Origin of the sequence: Spirochaeta cellobiosiphila DSM 17781, assembly GCF_000426705.1 — a bacterium.
GTDB lineage: Bacteria > Spirochaetota > Spirochaetia > DSM-17781 > DSM-17781 > Spirochaeta_E > Spirochaeta_E cellobiosiphila.
The window spans coordinates 13089-36644 of the sequence record NZ_KE384555.1 but is presented as its reverse complement, the minus strand read 5'-3'; the positions used below and the strand labels follow the sequence as shown (position 1 = coordinate 36644).

Genomic DNA, 23556 nt, shown 5'->3' with positions numbered 1-23556 from the left:
CAGTATTTGGGCAAAAAAAAACCTGATCACAGGATCAGGTTTTGCCACCGATGAGAATCGAACTCATGACACGAGGATTTTCAGTCCTCTGCTCTACCGACTGAGCTACAGCGGCGAAAAAAAGCATCCAAAAAGCTGGATGCTTCTTATAAATGTTAATGCCACCGATGAGAATCGAACTCATGACACGAGGATTTTCAGTCCTCTGCTCTACCGACTGAGCTACAGCGGCTTAACGGAAACAATTTATAGCTTATGAGGTGAAAAGTGTCAACTAGTGACTACAAAAAAAGAAATACTTCTAGTAGTATAGGGTCATGCCAGCCCAAATTACCCATTGGTTATTTTTTAACGAAGTCAAAGAGATTCTTCAAAATACTCATCCCTTGTATAAGGAAGACAAGAGCGATCCCGGGTGGCTTTTTCTAGCCTCTCAGGGAGGAGATGTTTTTTATCATAATCAACATAGTATGCCCAGTGGTGTCTCCTATGGTGCTTTAATGCACCGCAGGGATGGGGATTCCTTTCTTATGAACCTGGCCAAACAGATCGGTCAGAGCCATCCTTTATTCTGGCTGGCGTTTATGACACATGCCATACTAGATCAGGAAGGCCATCCCTATGTTGTGTATTTTTCTACTGCTGTTAATCCTACTGGAAGTATGCGCAAAAAGTGGTATCAAATGCATCCTTTCTTTGAACGCATCATGGATCGATTATGGTTTGAGCAAAGAACAGGTCAATCTTTGTTTGCTCATTGGCAGGAAGGAAAAGGCTTTGATCTAAATAGTTTACCAGAAAGAACGATTTTGGATGCTCTGGGACTAGCTCTTGAGTTGACCTATGGTGAGAAGGTTCGCCAGCCTGACCGCTCCCTTCGTATTCATAATGCTTATCGGGATACTATTGGTTTCTTACAGTATAGTGACCCCAGCCGTCGCGATAATGCCTTATGGGCGGCTCAGAGGGATCAGGAGGATGGTGAACAAGGAGGACGGAATCGTCTGGCTCTGTTCCATCCTGTAGGTGACCTGGACGCCTATGATTTTCTCAATCAGAATCATCAGAAGTGGCAGCATCCTGTATCGGGAGAACCTGTTTATGACTCATGGGAGGACATCTATGATCGAGCAAAGGAGAGGGTCTTGAAAGCAGGAGCTATCCTGGCTGACTCTCTTCAGGGCCATAATAGTCTGGAAGCTTTAAAAGATATCATAACCTCCCGAACCTGGAATGTAGGGGATCTGGATGGAAAGAGCCATTCTCCTGTGTTCACCAAACCTTTTCCTCTCCCAGATATCCTTAAGCAGGAATATTCCATTCTTGACGGCAAACAGTAGCCTAGTTATGATGATAACATGAAGTATAATCAGCATGGCATTAATGCCTATCGCAAAACATTGAATACAGTGAAGGAGGCTTCTGAAAAAGATGAAGATCTTTTTGCCTTCCTTTCTGATGTCCCTGATGAGGATATAAAATATTTATTCAATGATGAAGATCCGGGAACCTTAACTAAGGTGTTGCCTTTGCTGGATACTGCCAGAAAGAAGATCGTCATCAATTCTCTTCTTCCTGCCAAACAACAGGCTGTCATCAAGGGCTTATTGTCAAAGCAGGTTCTTATGGATGGTGAACAACAGACAATATCTAAAAGGCTAAGAGAAAAAGTGGCTTTGCTAGAGAAGGATAAAGCTGATCGTATCGATGGACCTTCTGTTTTGTCGGCGATTATGCTCGAAATGAATCCTCTGGAGAGACAGAGTCTTCTCAAAGATCTCCACCAAAGCTCTCCTGATATAGCCAGACTGATTGAGAATAAAGTGGTAGAGCTTCGCACTCTGGAGGATGTTGTAGAACGGGACAGGCAAGAGTTTTTATCCTCATTGGATGATAATACTATTCTCACTCTTATGGCCGTCTATGGAGATAAGAGTGCCGATCTCATTCTGAATCAATTATCCAAGAGACGACAGGCTTTTATTATTCAGTACCTTAAGAGCTCTCCTCCTCCTTCTGCCAGTGAAAGGGCCGCTATAAAAGACAGCTTTCTTGAACAGCTTAAACAAGGGGTTCTCGATGGTAATCTTCGTCTTAAATCAGATGAATGGATCGAATAAATTTGGTAGTCCCCATAAAAAATAGTATAATAGTACCATTATTAAAGATAGGAGTATGAAATGTATTCTCTTCCAATAGCTTATCTTCTGTGGGCCTTAGGTGGTTTTGGAGCTCTCGGATTACATAGATTTTATATGGGGAAATTTGGAACAGGAGTTCTGTACTTGTTTTCCGGTGGCCTTGGAATGATTGGGTCTGTGTATGATTTTTTCACACTGCCCGGTCAAATAGAAGAAGCTAATATCCGTTTATCTTATCGCAAAGCAATGATTCAACATGGGGCGGAAGCCTATGCCAATCATCATTATTACAAATCAGAATCAAAGGATACTCTGGAAAGAAAGGTATTAAAACTAGCTAAGAAAAATAATGGCGTTGTATCTCCTTCTGAACTGGCTTTAAGTTCGGATATTAGCATTGAAAAAGCCCAAGCTCAGCTGGATAAGTTAGTCAGTAAAGGTTTTGCAGAGATCAAGGTTCGTAAGTCAGGATCTCTTGTCTATTTCTTTCCGGATTTCATGACTGATCCTATTGATGGATCCGATTGGGAAGTCCTTTAATATTGACATAAACCAGACTTAAACATACTATCTATCCCATGACAGCGAATGAATTAAGACGAAAATACATAGATTTTTTTGTATCACATGATCATGTAGAAATATCAGGTAAATCCTTGATTCCAGAAAATGATCCCACTGTGTTATTTACCACTGCCGGGATGCATCCCTTAGTTCCTTACTTATTAGGTGAACCTCACCCGGCTGGGAACCGTTTGACAGACGTTCAGAAGTGTATTCGTACCGGTGATATTGATGAAGTAGGGGATCCTTCCCACTTAACATTCTTTGAAATGCTTGGCAACTGGTCATTAGGGGATTATTTCAAAGATCTATCCCTTCCTATGAGTTGGGAGTTCTTAACATCATCCCAATGGCTTGGTTTAGAGAAAGAACGCATCTCTGTTACTGTTTTCGCAGGAGATGACGATGCTCCAAAGGACGAAGAATCTGCCTCAATATGGTTGAAACTCGGTGTTCCTTCAGAACGTATCTATTACCTTCCCAAAGAAGACAACTGGTGGGGACCTGCTGGCGAAACAGGACCCTGTGGTCCAGATTCTGAGATATTCTATGATACTGGTAAGGAAGCTTGTGGTCCTGATTGTCGTCCAGGCTGTCATTGCGGTAAGTATTTTGAGATCTGGAATAATGTTTTCATGCAGTATAATAAACAGGCTGATGGTTCCTTTAAACCCTTAACAAGAAAATGTGTTGATACCGGTATGGGAATTGAACGAACAATTACGATGCTTCAAGGTAAGAAGTCTGTTTATGATACAGAGTTATTTCAACCTATATTTAAGTGTATAGAAGCAGATTGCGGTAAGAAATATGGACAGGATGATAGTATAGATAATTCTATCAGAATTATTTCGGATCATGTGAAAACCTCCACATTTATTTTGGGTGATGATCATGGCATTACCCCTTCAAACTTAGGTCAGGGGTATATCCTGCGTCGGTTGATTAGAAGAGCCCTTAGACATGGCCGTAAATTAGGTTATGAAGGGAAGTTCCTAGGAAAGCCGGCTTCTATTGTTATTGATATGTATGCCGAAGTTTATCCAGAACTGGTTGAACGAAAAGACCTTATTCTTGCGGAATTTGATAAAGAAGAAGAGAAGTTCCTTAAGACTTTGGAAAAGGGTGAAAAAGAATTTGAAAAGCTCCTTCCTAATCTCTTAAAAAATCCAAAGAAGATCATTCCTGGACGAATGGCTTTTAAGCTTTATGATACTTATGGTTTTCCAGTTGAAATCACTGAGGAATTGGCCCAGGAAAATGGATTAACCGTTGATAAAGAGGGCTTTAATAGCTCTTATGAAAAGCATCAGGAATTAAGTAAAAAGGGTAGTGAGAAAACGTTCAAAGGAGGATTAGCTGATAACTCAGAAATGACAACAGCCCTCCATACAGCAACCCACCTTCTTCATAAAGCTCTTCGCATGGTACTCGGTGATCATGTAGAACAAAAAGGTTCTAATATAACCGCTGAACGTCTTAGGTTTGACTTTAGTCATCCTGATAAGATGACCCCAGAAGAAGTGCAAAAGGTAGAAGATATAGTAAATGAACAGATCAAAAGAGAACTTCCTGTTTTCATGGAAATGTTGACTGTTGAAGAAGCTAAGTCCCAGGGGGCTATGGCTTTATTTACGAACAAATACGATGAAGTTGTGAAGGTTTACAGTATAGGTGATTTTAGTATGGAAGTTTGTGGTGGCCCTCATGTGGAGAATACAAAATCCCTAGGTACCTTTAAAATACAAAAAGAACAATCCAGTTCTTCTGGTGTAAGACGTATTAGAGCTGTTCTTAGCCATTAGATAATGATTTGTCTTATAACTAGGAAAACCCGCTAAAAGCGGGTTTTTTTATATCCTCTGATAAATATAATTGTGAGATGAGTGGATTAAAGTTCCCCGAATTTTATTTTCTCATACATTTCCATGACAAAGGTATTTCTGATACCCATGCGCATAAAAGAAGCTAAAATATCCATGGCTTCTTCTTTTTGTCCTACAGCCATATAACTTTCAGCAATCTCTGTATATAGTCTGTGATTCTTAGGGTCATTCTTAATCAACCCTTTAAGGCTGACAATGGCTTCTTCGTGGTTACCTTTGGCCTTATTGATCAATGCTAAACCAAGGATGGCATAGATATCAAATTCGATGTTAAGTGCTCTTTTGTAGAACTCTTCCGCCTTGTCATAGAGGCCCATGTTACGATAAGCATCACCAGCTCTTGTTAAGATAACTTTATTACGTGGATCTCTATCGAGTATTCTTTCCCAGTACTCTAGTGATTTATCTTGTCTGTTCATACCTCGATAACAATCAGCTAAGCCAAAAAGAGCGTAGAAGTTATTAGGTTCCATTTCCAGGGCTCTATCGAAGTAGGGAACACCTTGTTCGTAGGTCTTCATTTTTCTGTGACAGTTACCTAAGGAGGTTAGGACTCTTATATCCACATTATCATTGACTTGAAGCATTCGTTCCCAATAATAAAGGGCATCTTTAAATTCTTTAAAGTCATAATGTAAGTGTCCCAAACCAATAAGGGCATAGGGGTTGTTTTCTTCCATTTCCAAGACTTGAAGATATAACTCTTTACTTCTTTGAAAATTTCTTACTTTACGATAAGCATCTGCCACTCGAGTTAGTACTGTTACGTTAGTATCATCATGTTGTAGATACCTTTCCCATATATCAATCGCCCTATTGAATTGATTCAGAGCTTTATAACAATCTGCTAGTCCAAAAAGGGCATAATTGTTATCTGGATGAAGTTCAAGACATTGTTGATAATAGCTTATAGCCACACGGAAGGATCGCTTTTTTCTAAAAACATCACCTAAGCCAACAAGGGCATAATTATTGTTATCGTCCAAACTTAATATTTCTCGAAAGGCTTCTTCAGCTCTTTCAAGGAGGTTTTCTTTTAGTAGTTGATATCCGCGTTTTGAAAGCTCTGATATCTCATTGACAGTTTCATCATCTAAATTTTGATCATCACTAAAAAAATCTTCAAAATCGTCAATCATTTTTTATCCCTTCTTAATATTTAATTCTTCTTTAATCCACCCACTTATTATTTGACTCATTTTTTCAATTAAAAACTCCGTCTTATCAGGGGAAGGGGCTAACTTATACATTCGAAACGCTTCTAGTGGTTGATTCTGTTTCATGTACAGATCTCCCACACGAATCATTCCATCCGTATAGGAAGTTGTTACGAAGATCCGCTTTGCTTGGTCTATTTTGCCTTGGTTAAAGAGCTCGTTACCTCTGCGAATAAGAACCGCACGTTGAGCAGAGGTTAGGTTTGTTTGTGTATCTCCAGTAAGCTTGAGGAAACCATCATGAGGAATCATATCCAAAGCTGTATCTACTCGGCTTTTCTTCATAAACTTTTAATACTTGTCAATGTAAGAGAAAAATAACCTAAAATCAAGAGTTTTTATAAAGAACCCTTAGTGGACATTTGGCTCTCATCACCTGTGAGTGGGGCATAGGCTTTTTTTAGCGCTTTACCGAAAGCTTTGAATAAAGCTTCAATCATATGATGACTGTTCTCTCCATACACACAGTTAAGGTGCAGGGCTATGGCCGAACGTTGGACAAAGGCCAGGAAAAATTCTCTGAATAATGCCATATCGAATGTCCCCACCACGGCCTGGGGATAATCCGCTTTATACACCAATGTTGGTCTATTGCATACGTCGATAACAACAGTACTCAAGGCTTCATCCATAGGTATTCGAGCATCCCCATAGCGTTGAATTCGGGTCACATCCTTTTGCCATTGGCTAAAAGCGTCTCCCAGGACTAAACCCACATCCTCTACTAAGTGGTGGTAATCCACTTCTGTATCACCTGTGGCTCTTATTTTTAAGGAAAAGTTTCCATGAAAAGCCATAGCTGTAAGCATATGATCAAGAAAAGGAACGGAAGTGGAGATAGCCACCTCAGAGTTATTATCAAAGGAAAAAGTCAGATCAATGTCTGTTTCTTTTGTTTTACGGGTAATCTGTATCAAGCTATTCATCCCCCTTGGCTATGGTCTGAAGTAAGGTATTGATTTGCTTGTATCTTAGTTTGTAGTAAGCAGGATTAGCAATAAAATACACTTCAATATCGGCTAACTTCTTAATGACTTCCAGATGATTCGCTTTAAGTGTACCCCCTGTTTCGACTAAATCCACAATATAAGGGGCCAAACCTAATATAGGGGCCAACTCAACACTACCGTTGAGTTTTATGATTTTGACGGGAATCCCCAATTTATGGAAATAATCCGTAGTGAATTTAGTAAACTTGGTAGCCAATGTAAGAGAACCTTTTGTCTCATCCATAGGAGAATCTTTCTTCCCGGCCAAACAAATCTTAGTACTACCAAAGGGTAAAGTCCTTAGTTTGTTAAATTGAAGTCCTGATTCGTATATAACATCGTCTCCACAAACTCCTAATCCGGCAATTCCGTGATGGACATAGGTGGGAAGGTCTCCGTTTTTTACAAGCATTATCTTAAGGGTTCTTTCTTGATCCCATGCTACAAGTTTTCTTTTTTCAAAGGAGAAATGGATTCCCGCTTTGGCAAAGTACTCCTGTGTCTGGTCAAATAATCGCCCTTTGGGAAGGGCTAGTGTTAATGGTTCTATATTCGTCTCTTTCATTAGAAAATCACCTTTTTCCCTTCTTGACGAAGGAGTTTTGCCTTTTGATAACGTTCTGCAAAGGATGCTCCTTCACCTATTGTCATTACTTCCTTATCCTTAACGCTTTCTGTTACAGATTCTACTTTGCGAAGAAATAAGCTAAATCCTGCACTAGGTGCATCAAATCCAAAGTGGGACAATAATTTGTCATACCGACCACCTGTAGCAATTTCTGTAGGAATACCTTCTGTATACACCTCAAAAAAGATACCGGTGTAATAACTTTTCTGACCGACTTCAGAAAAATCCAAAGTAATCCAGTTTTGCTTATCCAGCTTTGTTAATTCTGCAAAGAGCAGTTTCAGGTCATTGATTGCTCCTGTTAGTTGAGGAAAATCTTTGACAGCATTCTTTAACGTCTCTTCCGATTCCTCGGGCGACCCTACAAAGGATAAGAGGTCCAGGAGCTTTTTTGTGTCATAATCCGTATCATCTAATAGGGCTTCAAGAGCACTCCAATTCCTCTGTCTAATATGTTTGGCTAACTGAACTTTAAGGGAAGGATCTAAATCCCCGAACAGATCCGTTAATATGCGATGAGTTCCCAAATGGATCTGGGAAGGAGGAAGTTTTAAAGCCTCCAGACTCTCGATTAAGAGTAATAGCACTTCCAGATCGGCATCACTTCCTTCTTTTCCAATTAATTCGGCACCAACCTGGAAGAATTCCTGTCTGGATATATCTTCACTATGTTGATAGCGAAGAATGGAGTCTGCATAACTAACGCGAACTGGTAGATCTTTGTCTTCCAGAATCACACCCATTTGCTTTGCCAGAAAGAGGGTTATATCACTACGTAACATGAGTAGTTCCCCTTTCCTATCAAAGAGACGGTAAATGTCTTCTGCCTTGTCTCTATCAATGAGGGCCTGATAGATATCATAAAAGTCGAACACAGGAGTCTGAACAGGCAGATATCCCCATGAATCGAATAAGTTCTCTAATTGTCTGGCCAAATGACGATGTCGGGAGGCCTCTTCAAGATAAAATGTTTCAGTCCCCTGGGGGATCTGCAAAAGCTTATGTCTTTCCTTCGCCATAAGACCTCCAATGTATAAAGTTAAGCCTCACTATAACAAAATCATTATTTCTAATAAAGTCTATAAAGGAAAAAGGCCGATGAAGAGGATTATGAGATGGTTATATTTCTTACTTTTTAATCTAGGAATTAGTGTTCTTTTTGCTTCTGACATAAAAATTGTCTCTCAACCTCAAGATGATCTGCGTCCCAGGATTGTAGCTATCGCACGGTCTTATCTGTCTGTTCCTTATGAACTGGCAGGACAAGGGAGATATGGGCTGGATTGCAGTGCTTTTGTCCAGGATGTTTTTAACCATGTAGGTATTAAAGATATACCCCGAGTTGTAAGGGATCAAGTCCATTGGGGTGAGGCCTTACAAGGGCCCTTGAGACCGGGAGATGTTATCTTTTATGACACAGAAGGGGCTGGTCCCAGTCATGTAGGAATCTATGTAGGGCAGGGAAAGGTTATTCATGCTGCTTCTGAAGGATCCTATGAAGGGGTTATCGAATCGCGAATTACTTCCCCTTATTATACAAAGCACTTTTATCAAAATCGTCGTTTTCTGTCAGATTCTCTACAGGTTAAACTAAATCTTGATAGTAATAAAATAGAAGAAACACTTCCTTCTATATCAGGAAATGAAGATCTAAGTCTCGCTCTTACTTCTACTGAACCTCAAAGAGTTGTTCTTAGCTGGCAAAGGGAAGATAAGGTGATAATCAATAGAGCTATGTATCTTTCCCATAAGGAAAGGCAACTAACTTTGAATCCAAATGAAGAGGGCCAATGGCGATTAATCGTGAAATCAGAGGATCAGGTTCTAGCGGACTTAACAATCAATTATTCTGAAACCGACCGTTGATAGAAGATCAGGTGGGATCTGCCATATTCCCGAAAATCAACTCTGTTATAAAGGCCTATGGTTTCGGGATATGATTCTTCTCCCGGGTAATGCATCATTAAGTATCCTCCAGGTGTTACAAGATCCTTTGACGCTATTGTTTTAAGTAGGTCTAATTTGTACTTGTAAGGAAAGGGGGGATCCAGATGAATAACATCCCATTGACCCTTAGCGAATTTTAGAAAACGCTCTGCAGGCATCATGATTAATTTAATGGGGCATTCAACAATGGAAATATTTTCCAGAATAACCGATCTCTTGATTCTGTCCTTTTCTACCAGATCTACGTTTACAGCTCCCCGACTGGCTGCTTCAATCCCAACGCATCCGGAACCGGAGAACACATCCAGAAATCGTTTACCTTCCAGAGAGCCCAGGATGGAGAACATGGATTCTCTCATTCTATCCATGGCAGGACGTATTTCCCCTTTAGGCATTTTAATGATACGGCCCTTGTATAGGCCACCGGTGATTCGCATGGCGGAGATTGTATTATAGATTGGCACAAGAGGGAAGGTGTGATAACTTTAGTACATGGAATTTACGTCTGCTGTCATAACTTTAATATTGATTATGGATCCTTTTGGGAACATCCCTCTCTTCTTATCTATTCTGAAGAATTTTGATCCTAAAAAGAAACGCAAGATCATTATTCGTGAAATGATTATTGCCCTCTTTATTTTGATAATGTTTCTCTTCTTTGGTCGTTACATCATGAACGGACTGCATATTACTCAACCCGCCTTAGGTCTGGCAGGGGGGATTATCCTGTTTTTGATATCCATAAAAATGATCTTCCCATCAGAAACGAAGAAGGAAAAGGAAAGTGTTGAACAGGAAGATGATCCGTTTATCGTTCCTATGGCTATTCCTATGATTGCCGGCCCTTCTTGTATGGCCACCCTTATGCTTATGGCCTCTCAGTATCCAGATCGTAAGATTGATTGGTTGATCGCTTTGATTATTGCTTGGGCTGTTACATTAGTTATACTTGTATCTAGTGCCTTTTTTAATAAACTTTTAGGTAGACGTGGTTTAAGAGCCGCTGAACGATTAATGGGAATGATCCTGACAACAATGAGTGTACAAATGCTTCTTAATGGCATTGATGTTTATTTAAAATAGTATTAAGGGGATATTTGTGAAAATCACTACTTTTATAGCTTTATTTGCCTTCTTTCCTATGATCATCCTAGCTCAGGAAGGCCCCAAACGGCTTGGTGTTTTGTTAGATTATGAGGGAGAGGGATTCCTTCTGGTTCGACAAGGTAAATCTCAGGAGTATGACTTCACAGAAGATCAAACAGGAACAGAGTTTTTGGAAGGGGACTTTATATCTACCCGGGAAGAGACTACCTTACTTATTCAGCTGGAAGGTAACTACAAAGTTCTTAATGTATATGAGAACACAAGTTTGACCTTCTTTGTGAATCCAGCTAATGAAGAACCGGATATCAATATGGTTTATGGAAAAGTAGATATGGAGTTAACCAATGCTGGACAAGCTAGAATAGGTGATTTTGATATATCGACTAGTCAGGATTCTGCAAAAGTAGAGTATAAGATTGTTGTAAATCCTGAAACAGGAAAACAGGAAGAATCTCTTACCTCCATAGGAGGCACCGTTGATGTCACTTCTGTTGAAACAGGAGAGGTTTCTGCCTTAACAGATGGAGAAGGAAAAGTCGCTGTTGCAGAACAGGGAAAGGATGTTAAAGAATTTGTAAATACCGGCAAAACTCCTGAGCCGGCACCTGAGCCTGTTCAGCCTCCCCAGGAGATTAGTCCTGCTCCTAGTGTAGCAGATAAAACAGAGCCAAAGGATTCGGGTGGTTTATTAGGACAGTATTTGCCTGGTTTAGCCGGATTAAAACATGTATCCCTAGAAACAGGGGTAGGTCTTTATACTTTAGTTCCTGATAACGATGGATCGAAGGAAGGTCAGTTCTTATCGACCCTTGTAAGCTTATTGGCCTTAAGATTAGGTGGTACTGTTCATATCGCCTATAAACCTGTCAAGAATTGGGGGATAGGTCTTGAAACAGGCTATTATCAAGGATCTACTGTAGAAAGTGGTGAGTCCAGTTCGACTTCCTATTCTATTCCTGTTCAACTAACAATGCCTATGTCTTACGGGCCTTTATTTATTCAACCTCAGGCCGGGATTGATATATGGGGAGCTTCATCCTCTGGGAATAGTTCCGCTACGACCTATGCCACTGTCTTTACCAAAGCTGGTCTAAAGTTCTCAACTTTCTCTTTATTTTTAGACTATGGTTACTTAATTCCCAAAGATAGTTTGACTAATTTTGGTGATTACATTCCAAGGATCGGTTTGGGATTCTACATTAATGCTGGTCAGCTAATAGGATTATCCGAGTAATTGGATTTTATTAAGTATATATTCGATTTTGTCTGTCCTTAAGACAGTCCTGAAGGTGTTTTCTGTCACTTCCTCTGAAGGATTGGGAGAGATGGAAAAACGCTTTTTAAGGTGATTGTCATACCAATGCACCAGATTGAGGCGACCCTTATCATATTCGATTGCCGTTACTCCTCTCTTGCCTACAGCGGTTCCTGAGTTAAAGAGACAGGGGACAATAACATTTTCTGAGTATAATCGATGACTCAATTCTTTCTTTTGACTCAATAATTGTTCAAGTTCTTCTTTGAGATGATTGATCTCAAGGATCACCGATTGCTGCTGCTGTTCGTTATATTCATGATAATGGCGGCATAAATGTTCAATACGAAACTTAATAGAGTCTTCTCCCGACAGGGATTCGAATAAGGGTCTATGGGTATGTCCAATAAAGCTCATGATCCCCTTGTTTACAGACCACTTGTACCCGTTCTTCTCTACACTAAATTGTCTGTGTGAGTTGTAGGCCACAGAGTAGTTCTTGATCCCTAAAGGTTTGACTAAGTACCTAAGAAGGAACTCAATCATGTTATTATATTTGTTATATCTTTGATTCAGCTGATGACCATGAAAGAAGAAAAGTTCCTTATCATGATACAGGTATTTGATAGCATTATAGATAGGGTAACGATTGAAACCTTCTATTTTAAAAAACAAACTTTCATCATGATTACCATGAATTTTGAATAATTTTCCCTTATTGTGATAGGCATCAAAAGCTTCATAAATCTGAGGCCATGCTTTTATAATCTTATCCATTCGGTACTTCTGAAGTTCTTCAATGTCCCCATTCAGGATAAGCGTATAACCCTGGGGCATATAATAATCGACTAGTGCGGAATAGACGATGGATGAGCTTAAGCGAAAATCATCCCTTTTAGAGCCATTACCCATGTGAAAATCACTTAAAACTACAAAACGATCTTCATCAGTAAGAGGAAAGGCTGGTGCTTTATCAAAAAGCTGGTTAACTAATAATTCTACTTTTGTTAGTGACATGTCTCTATAGTTTACTACTTCTGAATAAGAAAAGAAATGTATAGATTTTTATTTTTGGATAGGATTATAAGGAAAGAAGGGAAGCTTTACGCTTCCCCTACAAGACACATCCAGTCTGCTTCTGCGGCTATTTCATCACCAACATAAGCTTTTCCAGATTGTTTGATCATTCTTGCTGAGATTCTAACATTGGTTATTTCCATGCGAACCTCATCATTAGGTCTTACCTGTCTTCGGAATTTTACCTTATCAACAGTGGCCAGGAAGAAAAGGGCCTTGTCACCCAGTTTACCTAAGTGGCGGATTCCTGCTCCTCCAGCTTGTGCCATAGTTTCTATCAGAATAACACCGGGTACAACGGGATATTCCGGGAAGTGACCTTTAAAAAAGTACTCATCCTCTTTATAAACCCTATAGGCTGTCAAACCTTCATCAGTTACATTATCAAGTTTATCCACATAAAGAAAAGGCTCCCTGTGAGGGAGAAGTTCCTTGATATTATCTACCATGATACCTTCCTCGGTTGTGTTTTTCCTGGAGTATAGCTATATAGCTGAATATAGGCAAGTATATTTTCAGTTTAGCCCAGATCTATTCCGCAATCAGTTGAGCCAATAGATCTTTTACATCCTTTTGGTTCCAATCTCTTGTTCCCACAAGACGACCGCGAACCATTCCATTCTTATCTAATACAAAGGTGGTTGGAATCCCTGTAACACCAAACCATTGACTTCCGATAGCTCCATCATAGTCCATTAACACAGGGTAAGTATAAGCATTGTCTGTTAAAAAGCTTTGAACCGTGTCTTTCTTCTCACTAAGGTTGATAGCGACGATTTCAAAACCTTTTCCGGACCATTCATTATAAAGTTTTTGCATACTGGGCATTTCTTCTCGGCAGGGAGGACACCAGGTTGCCCAAAAGTTTAATAAGACAACTTTCCCTTCATAAGTAGATATAGGTTTCATGGTCCCCTGTAGATCTTCCAATTGAAACTGGGGAACCTTAAAGTTTTCAGTAGGTAGATCAAAACCAAGACTGGAAAGTTGATTATTTATGCTGTTTTCTTCTGCCCATATGCCCCCTAAAGGGAGAGCTAAAAGAATAAAAACTAGTACCTTATTTATTTTCATAGTAAACCTCTTATATATAGAAATATACCAAAGAATAGAAAATAAACAATGATTTAAGTCGGAATTAAGGTGACTATTAAAAGAATGGAAAAGTCATACAAACCATGAATGAGGGCATTTTGCCACAAACTACGAGTCCGTTTATACAACCAGCAAAAAAACAATCCAAGAATAAAAGAATTGATCACCCCCGGCCATCCCAGATACAAATGACCACTGGCAAAGAGCAGGCTTGATAGCAGTATGCCCCTTGCCGCTGATATATAGGGTGGTTTCCACAGGGTCAATAAATAGGAACGAAAATAGAGTTCCTCCCTTATTCCTGTTAATAAACTTGTGATTAATAAAAAGGGAATCATACTTAATGGTGTGGAAGGTAAAGCGGGTACTTCAGGAATGGGAATCAAGAGAGTTGCCAAATAAAGAATTGACTGTATGAGAATAATAACAGCAATTAATACAAGAAAGTGAAATCCTAAATGACGGCTATCCCTTTTGTTCCATTTACGGATACCCATGATTGGTAAAAGCCTTTTGTCCTTGAGGTACACAATATAAACCAACAAAAGGACTTCCGGAATCGTACTGAGGGCATAGAGGAAATGGAACCTGTATTGGCTGAATGTCAGATTACCTAAAGTACCCGTAAAGATTCCAGGTAAGTAAAAAACAGCAAAGATTAGTAGAGGTTCATAGAGGGATATTTTGTTCTTGTTCACCCCTCTTATATAGCCAAATAAGGGATAAAAGTAAAGCTTTGCTACATATTGACGATATCATATATAAAAGTAGAGTTTAGGGAGTCCTATACATGTTAATATTAGTCCTGGTTCTACTTCTATTAGCTGCACTGGGTTTGGTCGGGTATAAAGTATCAGAGGGAAAGAGTTTCCCCTGGTTTCAGTTTTATTTTAAAGGCCGCGAATCCGGTTTTAGCATCAAGGAGATCCAGCTTCTAGGTAAAGCTGCTCGTGAGACGCGGCTGGATAATCCTATCTCACTCTTTTGGTCTATAAATAAGTTAGATAGGATGATCCGGGCTGTGATTATTAAAGCCAAAGCTAAAGGAAGTAATGAACATCCTGATACGGAAGAGTTTATTGGTAAACTCTATGATTTCCGTAAACAAGTAGAGTTTAATACTCCCAAATATCGCCTAGGCTTGAACTCCACTAGAGGAATATCTCCTCATCAAAAAATAAGAATAAACGTGCACGGTATTGGCACTTATCATTCTCAAGTGATTGAAAACTTGCGCCGTTATATCGCCATATCCTATCCACAAGGCAAGAAACTCCCTATGGGATATTCCTGGAAGGGTAAGAAACTAAACATTTACTTCTGGCGTGGAGAAGATGCAGGTTATTTCTTTGAAACCAGAGTGATTGATGACTTTTTAGATAGAAAATATCCCCTTCTCTATATTGAACATTCGGATTCTTTGATTCGAAGTCAAAAAAGGCGGTCCGTCCGGGTAGAAGCTAATGGCCCTGTTGCTATCTTTAATCTGGAGAATATAGAGAATGCCAATGAAAACTTTGAGAGGGGGAGTGGTTTACGAGGTCGTTTAATGGACATATCCGAAGACGGTCTGGCTATTCTCGTAGGAGGACGGGCCAAGGTTGGTTTGCCATTAAAGGTTCAATTTACCTTATCAGAGTTTGCCCTTGTTATGTGTGGGGTTGTAAAGGGGGTTACCTTTGATGAAAAATCTAACCGTTCCCTCTTGCATATACAGGCGAATCCTCCTAGCAATCATATAAAGAATTCCATTCTTAGCTACGTGTACAATATCTTTGATGAACGGGAAGAACGAACAAAAAGGAGAGTCTAAAATGAATAGAAAGTTAGGAATAATCCTGCTCCTGTTGATTCCCTATTTCCTTTTCTCCGGTGATTTAGATGACTTTGAACGTGATATAAACAAACAAAATCCCCCTTCATCCCCCCAAAAGGATAACAGCGGGACAGATGGCTGTTGGGATGGCTGCGCGGAAGGTTGTTTTCACATTATGGGAATCATAGTTTTTGCCGGTGTAGATTATAGTATGATGCGTTCTGGTATGAAATCCTCTCATGAGGATTTAAGTGTCATTCCTCGTAAGGTGGGAGAACCCTTACTCCCTCTGATTCAGGTTAGTACTCTGGGCCAATATCTAGGAACAGATAAAGTGGAAATGAGAAACCAGGTCGAATTAGGAATAGGGCCGGTAGCTTTTCGCTACAGGGGACAAAATATCTTTGAAGGTTATGATGATACTCTTTTTACTCATCAGTTTTTAGGAATCCTAAGAGTATCCCTGGGCAACAAAATAGAGTGGGGCTTAGGATCCGGACTTCAGTTATTTTATGGCAATAGGGAAAGGACAGGTCTCGTGCTCACGATGCCCATTAAAATTGGATTAACAGATCATCTATTTCTTGATATGACTCCCAATATGATAAGTCAAAATAATACTTCAAGCGCTCTTTATGAAGGAGAAGCTCTCCTGTCTTATCACAGGGGCTCCCTGGCTCTTCGGGGAGGATGGGGATGGTTTGGTAACAGCAATGCCATGCTAACAGGCCCTGTCTTAGGCCTAGCCTTTACTTTGTAAATAATCCTATCTGAAGCATGCTCTGGATTTCCTCTGTTCTATGGGTATGCAGTCCCAGCAGCTAACACCCTTTGATCCCCTTTCTCTTATTCTGTTCTCTTCTTTGCTCTTTGTGATATTACCTCTCCCTGCTCTTATTATCATTTTACCTTGTTTATGTCTTTTACCTAAAAGAATTAGGATCATAGGTTTATGCTTGCTAATAGGAGCCGTTCATGGTCTATCTATTAGGAATAAAGAGCCCATACCCTATGTGAAAAATAGGGAAATCAATAAAACAATGCTCTTATTAGAAGACGTAGCTCCCGGAGCAGAGGCAAAAGGGGCCTGGTCCAAAGTGTTAATTCTTAGGACTAGTAAGGATAATTCTATAAAACAAAAGGGCTATAAAAAAGCCTATGTCCCTATTGTCACATCAAGGAGGCTCTATCGAGGGCAGATCCTCCGTATGGATCCAGAACTTCACCTCTATAATGATTCTCCTTATCCCGTGAGAGCTGCTTTCTGGCAGGCCCTTGATAAGCAAATGTTGTCATGGAAGAGAGAAGAAGGTAGTCTTTGGTTAGCCTTAACGACAGGAGAACGGATAGGTTTGAGTGAAGAGGTGAAATCCTTATTTACCATGTCAGGAGCCGCTCCTTTACTGGCCCTTTCAGGTTTGCACATAGCCTTGATAGCTCTGTGTTTTCAGTTTATCCCTGAGAGAAGAATAGCCTATGCCTTACAGGTTGTCTTTCTTGTTTTATACCTTTATTTGATTAATCCAGGCCCCAGTTTGATAAGAGCCGTTCTTCTTGTGATCATATCAGGATTATGGGCCCTCACAGATTATCAGAGATACCCTGGCAATACTCTGGGACTTACTTTTTTAATACACACCCTGATTCAACCGGCGAATCTATATTCCCTGAGCTTTCAACTATCCTATGCTGCATTATTTGGCATCATGTACGGAGCTCCTTTATTAAAAAATCTCTTATGGAAGGAGTATCCTTTGTGTCTATTAAATAAATTCACTGTGCCTTTGAGTGTCTTCCTCTTTACTTCCCCTCTATTAATAAAGTCCTTTGATGTTCTCTATTGGGTTGGTTTGATTAGCAATACCCTTCTTGTCTTTCCCATGGTTTTGTTTATACTGGCAGGTCTGTTGACTCTTATGATTAGGGATTGCCAACCCTTACTCTCCTGGTCTTATCAATTCTTTATCATGGCCTTAGAAGTTTTTGCAAAATTCCCTCCCCTGTATAATCTGTAACTTCCCCTAATTAAAGCAATAGTTTAGACTAGCTGCCTATGTTTGATCATTTGAATTACGATAGTCCTAACGATATAAAAGATTTATTACAGAGTTTTGGTTTTAATCCAAGGAAGAAATGGGGACAAAATTTTCTCATTAATCCCCAAGCCCGGATACGGATAGTGGAAGCTCTTCAATTGGAAAGAGATATGTCTGTGTGGGAAGTAGGGCCGGGACTGGGAGCCATTACTCATCATCTATTAGACGTTAGTTCTCATCTTACTGTATTTGAAATCGATCCCGGTTATATCGCTTTATTGCAAAAATGGTTTGGTGATATAGAAGGCTTCTCTATTGTTGAAGGGGATGTGATCAAGACCTGGAAGTCTGTTAGAGCAGAAAAAGGGGAGGCTGCCCGTGTTGTTGGGAATCTTCCTTATAACGCTGCTAGCTCTATCATATCGAGTTTTATCGATGCCCAATATTATCCAGAAGTATTAGTCATTACGGTTCAGAAAGAAATGGCTGAACGAATGATTGCCAAGCCTGGTAATAAAAACTATTCCAGCTTCTCTATCCTATGTCAATCAACTTTCGATGTGAAGTTAACAGGGGACTTGAAGCCCGGAAGTTTCTTCCCTCGTCCCGAGGTTGTGTCCAGTATAGCTCAGATGAAACCTCATGGTCACATAGAGGATATCATTAATAAGGATCAATTCTTCAAATTGGTTCGTGAACTCTTTTCTTCTAAAAGAAAGACTTTAAAAAATAACATTCTAGGTTCGCCTTTGGCTAACTCCCTTGGCAGGGAACGTGTTCTGGATGCTTTCTCAGATATGGGGATCGATATTAAGTTACGACCAGAGACCATATCTGTGGAGCAATACATCGGTGTCTCCAATAAACTCCAAAACAAATAGATTTTGATATATGAGGTAAATGCTTGAATCAAAGTAATGAAATGGTTCAAGCAAAGCGGAGAAATGCTTAGACCAAATTGGCATTTTGGTTGCTAGGCTCTTTATACTTCACTATAAGGAGTGTCGTAGATGAAGATAAAAAGATCTGTTATTGCTTTGTCTTTGTTGTTTCTTTTTGTGCTATCCGGGTTGGTTTTTGCTGATTCTCAGACTAATACTGTCTATATCACCAAAACAGGCTCTAAATATCATGTCTCCACTTGCCGGTATTTAAGTAAATCATAAATCCCCATTACCCTAGAGTAGGAGGTCTCCATGAATTACAAGAACAAAATCGCAATCGTAACAGGCGGTGAACCTGATGTGAGGGGGAACTGTATTGTTCCTGGTGCTGTTGAGACGAGATGGTGGGCAGGTGATGAAGATAAGATGGAAATGCTGGCAGGATAGTTGCCCTTAGGTCATATCTCTACCCCTGAAGATATAGCAGAATTAACCTTAGCTGTGATGGCTAGTCCCTCAATGACGGGGCAACTTGTGATAGTTGATAATGGCCAGACCCTGTAAAAGGTCTGTAATTCACAACCATTATTATTTAGAATTTAGTCATATCGTAATCAGGGCCTAAAAGCTTATAACTTAATCTGATAAAATCTTTTAGTTCTTCAGGAGTTAGTCTTTTCAGGAAAGTTTCTTCCATTTTGGATAAGGACTCACTGCACTGAGGAAATACTTCCTCTCCCTTATCGTTGAGTTTAATAATAAAATGGCGAGTATCTGCTGCATTCACTTCTTTAGAGATATATCCTTTTTTTTGCATAGACTTAAGGGAATGAGTGATAACCGGGCTTGTGACTCCAAATGTCTTTTCTAAATTCTTCTGGTTAACCCCATTTTCTCCATTGATTTTTAAGTGCACAATGATAAGCAACTGGAGAAAGCTCATGTTTAAATTACTTAAGTGAATGTTCTGTACAAAAACTACCATCTTGTCTAGTTCATGAATCAGTCTTGGTAGATAGTTTTCCGGTGGTCCAAAGATCTTTTTTTTTATAGTTATTTTATCCATGGTCTCTATTATACAAAGATATATTTTTTATGTCATCATAGCTTATTACTCAAAAAAAGCAGAAAGTCTTTGACTTCTGGATAAGAGATAGTTAATATGCTAGCTATCTTTTTTAAACAGGAGAATCAATTTGAATCAAATAATAATTACTAGCTTAGTTATTACTTTACTCCTTTCTGCTTTACTGTTGTGGAAGAGCAGAAAAAGAGTAAAGCTTTTTACTGTATTTCTACTCCTGACTATTTTAGTAGTTGGAATACACATTGGTACCATACGTTACAGCAATGTAATAGATATCTATTTCACAAAAATGGATGAGGATGCACCAGTAACCAAAGAGGCGAGGGCGAAGGCTAAAGAGATGACCGAAGATGTTCAGGCAGAAGGAATAGTCCTTTTAAAAAATGAAGATGATCTATTACCTATGACATCCCAAAAGGTTAATTTATTCGGTTACACTTCTATTAACATAACCTATGGGGGGAGTGGATCCGGGGCAGGTGATGAGAAAAAGAATGTCTCATTAATAAAAGCTCTTGAAGATCAGGGGTATGAAGCTAATCCTTCTCTTATATCCTTCTATCAGCAGCATATTCAGGAGAAGCAAAAAACGAATGTCTTTCACCTAATAGGGGGGGACTACAATAACTATGAGCCAGAAGCTTCTCAGTTCTCAGATACTTTGATACAAGAGGCAAAAGATTATTCAGATGTCGCTTTTGTAGTTTTTACCCGTAATGGTGGAGAAGGGGGTGATCTCCCTTATGATACGGCAGATTATACAGGGGGAGCCCAGGGGCAGCACTATCTAGAGCTAACTAATAATGAAAGAAGCATGCTTGATATAGTCAAAAAGAACTTTAATAAGATTGTTGTGCTTATTAACTCAAGTAATGCTATGGAGTTAGGGTTTCTGGATGATCCCAAGATAAAAGCCGCATTGTGGATAGGGGGCCCCGGTTCCACTGGTACCATAAGTGTTGCTAAAGTTTTGGATGGTGAAATTAATCCCTCTGGTGCCTTGGCTGATACTTATGCTTATGAGTTGGAATCAGCTCCTGCATACTATAACTTCGGGGATTTCCAATATCTTAACACTAACAATATTTACGATGCTATGTATGTAGATCTTGATCATTATTCTTACGTTGATTATATCGAAGGTATTTATGTTGGATATAGATTCTATGAGACAAGATTTGTAGACAACAGAACAAATAGAATGGATGAAGAAGCTTATCATAAGCTTGTTCAATATCCCTTTGGTTATGGGTTAAGTTACACAGACTTTACACAAAGTATTGAAGGGTTACATGAGTCAGGTGATCATTATGAGCTTACAGTAAAGGTAACCAATATAGGAAATGTTCCAGGTAAAGATGTGGTTCAAGTATATGTGACTGCTCCCTACACTATTGGTGGGATAGAAAAACCATTTGTGTCTTTACTGGATTTTGATAAGACAAAGATGCTACAGCCTGGGGAAAGGGAGACATTAACCATATCCTTTGCCAAGGAAGATTTAGCTTCCTATGATTATATTACTGATAGGGCTTATGTGCTTGATAAAGGGACCTATGAGATCAAGCTTATGGATAATGCTCATGATTTGATTGAATCACGAAAACTAAATATCCCAGAAAAAGTTGTTTACAATGAAAATAATAAGAGGCCCAGTGATCAAGTAGCTGCTGTCAATCACTTTGATGATGTATCCTTTGCTAATAATAATCAGTATGTGACTAGAGCGGATTGGGAAGGGACTCTTCCTACTGTTAGACCTGAGCCTAAAGACGCCACCCCTGAGATGGTTAGGAAGATTGAAGATGATTCCGTGGAACAAGGAACCGCTCTTAAGTCCTATAAACCAGAGAATAATCATTTGGTTCTTAATGATTTGAAAGGTGTTCCCTATGATGATCCTAAATGGTCACAGCTTATAAAACAAATTCCTGTTCAAGAGTTAGTGACTTTGTTGGGCTATGGAGGCTTTGCCACTGCTAGTGTTCCATCAATTGAAAAGTACAAAACAAGTGATCTTGATGGTCCTGCAGGTATCAATGGTTTGGTTAATGGTGCTTCAGGTAACCACTATACTAGTGCTGTTGTTGTTTCCTCAACCTGGAATAAAGAGCTGGTTCAAAAGCTGGGAGAAACGGTAGGTACAGAAGCTAGAGCATATGGGGTAAGTGGACTATACGGACCTGCAATGAATATTCATAGGACACCCTTTGGTGGACGTAATTTTGAGTATTATTCTGAGGATGGTGTTTTGGCTGGAAAAATCGCAGCTGCTTTTATCAAAGGTGCACGTTCTCAAGGTATTTATCCTTATATTAAACACTTTGCCATGAACCCACAGGAAGTCAATCGTTTAGGTATGAGTTCCTGGGCTACAGAACAGTCTATGCGGGAAGTGTATTTTAAGCCATTTGAATTGGCTGTAAAAGAAGGTGTTGCTACTGCTGTGATGGCCGCGGATGTTCGACTTGGTCTAACTTGGACAGGACAGAATAAGGCTCTATTACAAAATGTTTTAAGATCAGAATGGGGTTTTAAAGGTTTTGTGATTTCTGATTATGTTGTCGATAATTATAAGAATCCTGATATAGCTGTGCGAATGGGTACGGATATGATGCTTACTTCTACTGGTGCAACAGTTTCTAAGGCTACTACCCAGGATACTCGAGGGATTGAGGCCATGCAAGAAGCTGCTCATCACATACTCTACACGATCTCTAATAGTGATGCCCAAGAGATTTCAGTACCCCAATTCCCCTTTTGGATTTTTATACTGATTGCCTTAGATATGGTCCTTGTAGGGACATTTGCTTTATTTCTTTTCTTAAGAAAGCCTGAATAGATACAAGGGCTTAGTGATTTATAGCCAGCCATCTTCCTAGATTGGCTGGCTTTATCTTTTAATCATTTCCAAAACTTAATATCCGCTTATCATAGGCTACAACCTTCCGTTCCAGGTAGTCCGGATAGGAGCTTAAATTGACATTTACCTGGAAAGATCCTTCGTAGCCCCAATATTTGGGAATGGCAGTGACCTTGAATTTGTAATGCCCCTTACCAGAGGGGATTACTTTGTTCCAATGAGGACTCATGGTAAATATATCTGGTTGATCAGTATTAAATCCCAAGGTTATTTCGCCTTTTGTGGCTCCCGTTAACTCATAGGCAACTTCAACAATGAATTTTGTTCTTTTCCCATTTATGAGGTTAGATTCGGGTGTTATAGAGACGATTGAGAGGGATCCTTTGGGAATAGGAACTTCCTTGTTTTGTTTAAGAATCGTTTTAATGGCTTCTTCCTGTTGTTCTGGTGTAGCGAACTGTAAAGGATAGGTATCAAAGGCAAAGGTTCCCTTATCAGACTTTGAAGAGAGGGGACTTAGGTTGACATCCAGTACAAAGTCTCCTTTTTCTTTCCAATCACGGGGAATGGCTGTTGTTTTAATTATTCTACGTCCGGAGCCTTTGGAAACGATGATTCTTTGTGAAGGATCCATTTTGTACTCTAGTATTTTCTGTGAATTGAAGCCTACCAAGATCAGGGCTTCCTCAAGGTCTTCGAATTGATATTCCAATTCTATAGTGAATTGCGTCTCTAATCCATCCACAAGATTTGTGTCTGGTTTGACTGAGATGATATCAATAGAAGCTGACTCGGATAGCTTTTTTAGGTTGATGCTTTGAGTAGAATGACAGGAATACAGTAATATAAGGCTCAGAAGAACGCCTACTTTTTTAATCATTTATGTCTCCTTTTTATAATTTTTTTATGATTCTAAAAAAAGCCATCAGTTAACTGATGGCTTGATACTCAATTCGTCTTGTAT

The 23556-nt window shown here is 39.5% G+C and carries 26 protein-coding genes and 2 tRNA genes; 14 read left to right on the top strand and 14 right to left on the bottom strand.

Going from position 1 to position 23556, the window contains the following annotated elements; translation table 11 throughout:
* Window positions 1-42: 42 nt before the first annotated feature.
* Window positions 43-115, bottom strand: a tRNA-Phe gene (locus tag K345_RS0110535).
* A 44-nt stretch (window positions 116-159) separates the two neighbouring features.
* Window positions 160-232, bottom strand: a tRNA-Phe gene (locus K345_RS0110530).
* Window positions 233-317: 85 nt separating this feature from the next.
* On the opposite strand from K345_RS0110530, the gene K345_RS0110525 reads away from it, so the two are divergent.
* Genes K345_RS0110525 through K345_RS0110510 form a run of 4 tightly spaced genes read left to right on the top strand, consistent with a single transcriptional unit; the run spans window position 318 to window position 4510 of the window.
* Window positions 318-1340 carry a hypothetical protein gene (locus K345_RS0110525; protein WP_028974113.1) on the top strand — a complete coding sequence of 341 codons (1023 nt, stop codon included), beginning with the start codon at window positions 318-320 and terminating at the stop codon, window positions 1338-1340.
* 18 nt (window positions 1341-1358) lie between these two features.
* Window positions 1359-2120, top strand: coding sequence for a FliG C-terminal domain-containing protein (locus K345_RS0110520; protein ID WP_028974112.1), 762 nt, complete (start codon window positions 1359-1361; stop codon window positions 2118-2120).
* 60 nt (window positions 2121-2180) lie between these two features.
* Window positions 2181-2681 carry a TM2 domain-containing protein gene (locus tag K345_RS0110515; protein ID WP_028974111.1) on the top strand — a complete coding sequence of 167 codons (501 nt, stop codon included), beginning with the start codon at window positions 2181-2183 and terminating at the stop codon, window positions 2679-2681.
* Window positions 2682-2719: 38 nt separating this feature from the next.
* Entirely contained in the window at window positions 2720-4510 is a 1791-nt protein-coding gene (locus K345_RS0110510) for an alanine--tRNA ligase (RefSeq protein WP_028974110.1), read from the top strand.
* A gap of 86 nt (window positions 4511-4596) precedes the next feature.
* On the opposite strand, the gene K345_RS0110505 is transcribed toward K345_RS0110510, so the two are convergent.
* Genes K345_RS0110505 through K345_RS20680 form a run of 5 tightly spaced genes read right to left on the bottom strand, consistent with a single transcriptional unit; the run spans window position 4597 to window position 8444 of the window.
* Window positions 4597-5730, bottom strand: a complete 1134-nt coding sequence (locus K345_RS0110505) for a tetratricopeptide repeat protein (RefSeq protein ID WP_028974109.1) — start codon at window positions 5728-5730, stop codon at window positions 4597-4599.
* 3 nt (window positions 5731-5733) lie between these two features.
* Window positions 5734-6093, bottom strand: coding sequence for a hypothetical protein (locus K345_RS0110500; RefSeq protein ID WP_028974108.1), 360 nt, complete (start codon window positions 6091-6093; stop codon window positions 5734-5736).
* Window positions 6094-6146: 53 nt separating this feature from the next.
* Window positions 6147-6734, bottom strand: coding sequence for an imidazoleglycerol-phosphate dehydratase HisB (hisB, locus tag K345_RS0110495; RefSeq protein ID WP_028974107.1), 588 nt, complete (start codon window positions 6732-6734; stop codon window positions 6147-6149).
* Entirely contained in the window at window positions 6727-7362 is a 636-nt protein-coding gene (gene hisG / locus K345_RS0110490) for an ATP phosphoribosyltransferase (protein ID WP_028974106.1), read from the bottom strand. The genes hisB and hisG overlap by 8 nt, the downstream gene beginning before the upstream one ends.
* Entirely contained in the window at window positions 7362-8444 is a 1083-nt protein-coding gene (locus tag K345_RS20680) for an ATP phosphoribosyltransferase regulatory subunit (protein WP_053228223.1), read from the bottom strand. Before K345_RS20680 ends, hisG begins: the two co-directional genes overlap by 1 nt.
* A 91-nt stretch (window positions 8445-8535) precedes the next feature.
* Between K345_RS20680 and K345_RS22370 the strand changes: the two genes are divergently transcribed.
* The gene (locus K345_RS22370) at window positions 8536-9291 is read left to right on the top strand and encodes a C40 family peptidase (protein WP_169714802.1); all 756 of its coding nucleotides are present in this window, start codon (window positions 8536-8538) and stop codon (window positions 9289-9291) included.
* On the opposite strand, the gene rsmD is transcribed toward K345_RS22370, so the two are convergent.
* Window positions 9270-9809 (bottom strand): 16S rRNA (guanine(966)-N(2))-methyltransferase RsmD, encoded by a 540-nt coding sequence (gene rsmD, locus K345_RS0110475; protein WP_028974105.1) that lies wholly within the window; start codon window positions 9807-9809, stop codon window positions 9270-9272. The genes K345_RS22370 and rsmD overlap by 22 nt on opposite strands.
* 55 nt (window positions 9810-9864) lie before the next feature.
* On the opposite strand from rsmD, the gene K345_RS0110470 reads away from it, so the two are divergent.
* Window positions 9865-10455, top strand: a complete 591-nt coding sequence (locus K345_RS0110470) for a YhgN family NAAT transporter (protein ID WP_028974104.1) — start codon at window positions 9865-9867, stop codon at window positions 10453-10455.
* 16 nt (window positions 10456-10471) lie between these two features.
* Window positions 10472-11713, top strand: coding sequence for a hypothetical protein (locus tag K345_RS0110465; RefSeq protein WP_028974103.1), 1242 nt, complete (start codon window positions 10472-10474; stop codon window positions 11711-11713).
* On the opposite strand, the gene K345_RS0110460 is transcribed toward K345_RS0110465, so the two are convergent.
* From K345_RS0110460 to K345_RS0110445, 4 genes are all read right to left on the bottom strand, one after another.
* A complete protein-coding gene (locus tag K345_RS0110460) occupies window positions 11702-12751 on the bottom strand; it encodes a metallophosphoesterase family protein (RefSeq protein ID WP_028974102.1) in 1050 nt (349 codons plus the stop codon). The genes K345_RS0110465 and K345_RS0110460 overlap by 12 nt on opposite strands.
* A gap of 86 nt (window positions 12752-12837) precedes the next feature.
* On the bottom strand, window positions 12838-13260 hold the full coding sequence (gene fabZ, locus K345_RS0110455) for a 3-hydroxyacyl-ACP dehydratase FabZ (protein WP_037572040.1): 423 nt from the start codon (window positions 13258-13260) through the stop codon (window positions 12838-12840).
* An 82-nt stretch (window positions 13261-13342) separates the two neighbouring features.
* A complete protein-coding gene (locus K345_RS20670) occupies window positions 13343-13885 on the bottom strand; it encodes a TlpA family protein disulfide reductase (protein ID WP_053228221.1) in 543 nt (180 codons plus the stop codon).
* 53 nt (window positions 13886-13938) lie between these two features.
* Window positions 13939-14604: a CPBP family intramembrane glutamic endopeptidase gene (locus tag K345_RS0110445; RefSeq protein ID WP_028974100.1), complete on the bottom strand. Its 666-nt coding sequence runs from the start codon at window positions 14602-14604 to the stop codon at window positions 13939-13941.
* A gap of 92 nt (window positions 14605-14696) precedes the next feature.
* Between K345_RS0110445 and K345_RS0110440 the strand changes: the two genes are divergently transcribed.
* From K345_RS0110440 to K345_RS23670, 6 genes are all read left to right on the top strand, one after another.
* A complete protein-coding gene (locus tag K345_RS0110440; RefSeq protein ID WP_028974099.1) occupies window positions 14697-15719 on the top strand; it encodes a flagellar brake protein in 1023 nt (340 codons plus the stop codon).
* 1 nt (window position 15720) lies between these two features.
* A complete protein-coding gene (locus K345_RS0110435) occupies window positions 15721-16482 on the top strand; it encodes a hypothetical protein (RefSeq protein WP_028974098.1) in 762 nt (253 codons plus the stop codon).
* Window positions 16483-16528: 46 nt separating this feature from the next.
* Entirely contained in the window at window positions 16529-17737 is a 1209-nt protein-coding gene (locus K345_RS0110430; RefSeq protein WP_169714801.1) for a ComEC/Rec2 family competence protein, read from the top strand.
* Between the two features lie 38 nt (window positions 17738-17775).
* Window positions 17776-18639 (top strand): 16S rRNA (adenine(1518)-N(6)/adenine(1519)-N(6))-dimethyltransferase RsmA, encoded by an 864-nt coding sequence (gene rsmA / locus K345_RS0110425; RefSeq protein ID WP_028974096.1) that lies wholly within the window; start codon window positions 17776-17778, stop codon window positions 18637-18639.
* A gap of 129 nt (window positions 18640-18768) precedes the next feature.
* Window positions 18769-18924: a hypothetical protein gene (locus K345_RS23145; RefSeq protein WP_156888374.1), complete on the top strand. Its 156-nt coding sequence runs from the start codon at window positions 18769-18771 to the stop codon at window positions 18922-18924.
* A 30-nt stretch (window positions 18925-18954) separates the two neighbouring features.
* The gene (locus K345_RS23670; RefSeq protein WP_281169317.1) at window positions 18955-19089 is read left to right on the top strand and encodes a hypothetical protein; all 135 of its coding nucleotides are present in this window, start codon (window positions 18955-18957) and stop codon (window positions 19087-19089) included.
* A gap of 145 nt (window positions 19090-19234) precedes the next feature.
* Here K345_RS23670 and K345_RS0110410 read toward each other — a convergent pair whose 3' ends face one another.
* Window positions 19235-19708: a MarR family winged helix-turn-helix transcriptional regulator gene (locus tag K345_RS0110410; RefSeq protein ID WP_028974095.1), complete on the bottom strand. Its 474-nt coding sequence runs from the start codon at window positions 19706-19708 to the stop codon at window positions 19235-19237.
* Window positions 19709-19838: 130 nt separating this feature from the next.
* Between K345_RS0110410 and K345_RS20660 the strand changes: the two genes are divergently transcribed.
* Entirely contained in the window at window positions 19839-22571 is a 2733-nt protein-coding gene (locus K345_RS20660) for a glycoside hydrolase family 3 protein (RefSeq protein WP_053228220.1), read from the top strand.
* A 58-nt stretch (window positions 22572-22629) separates the two neighbouring features.
* On the opposite strand, the gene K345_RS0110400 is transcribed toward K345_RS20660, so the two are convergent.
* Entirely contained in the window at window positions 22630-23472 is an 843-nt protein-coding gene (locus tag K345_RS0110400; RefSeq protein WP_028974094.1) for a hypothetical protein, read from the bottom strand.
* Window positions 23473-23556 lie beyond the last annotated feature (84 nt).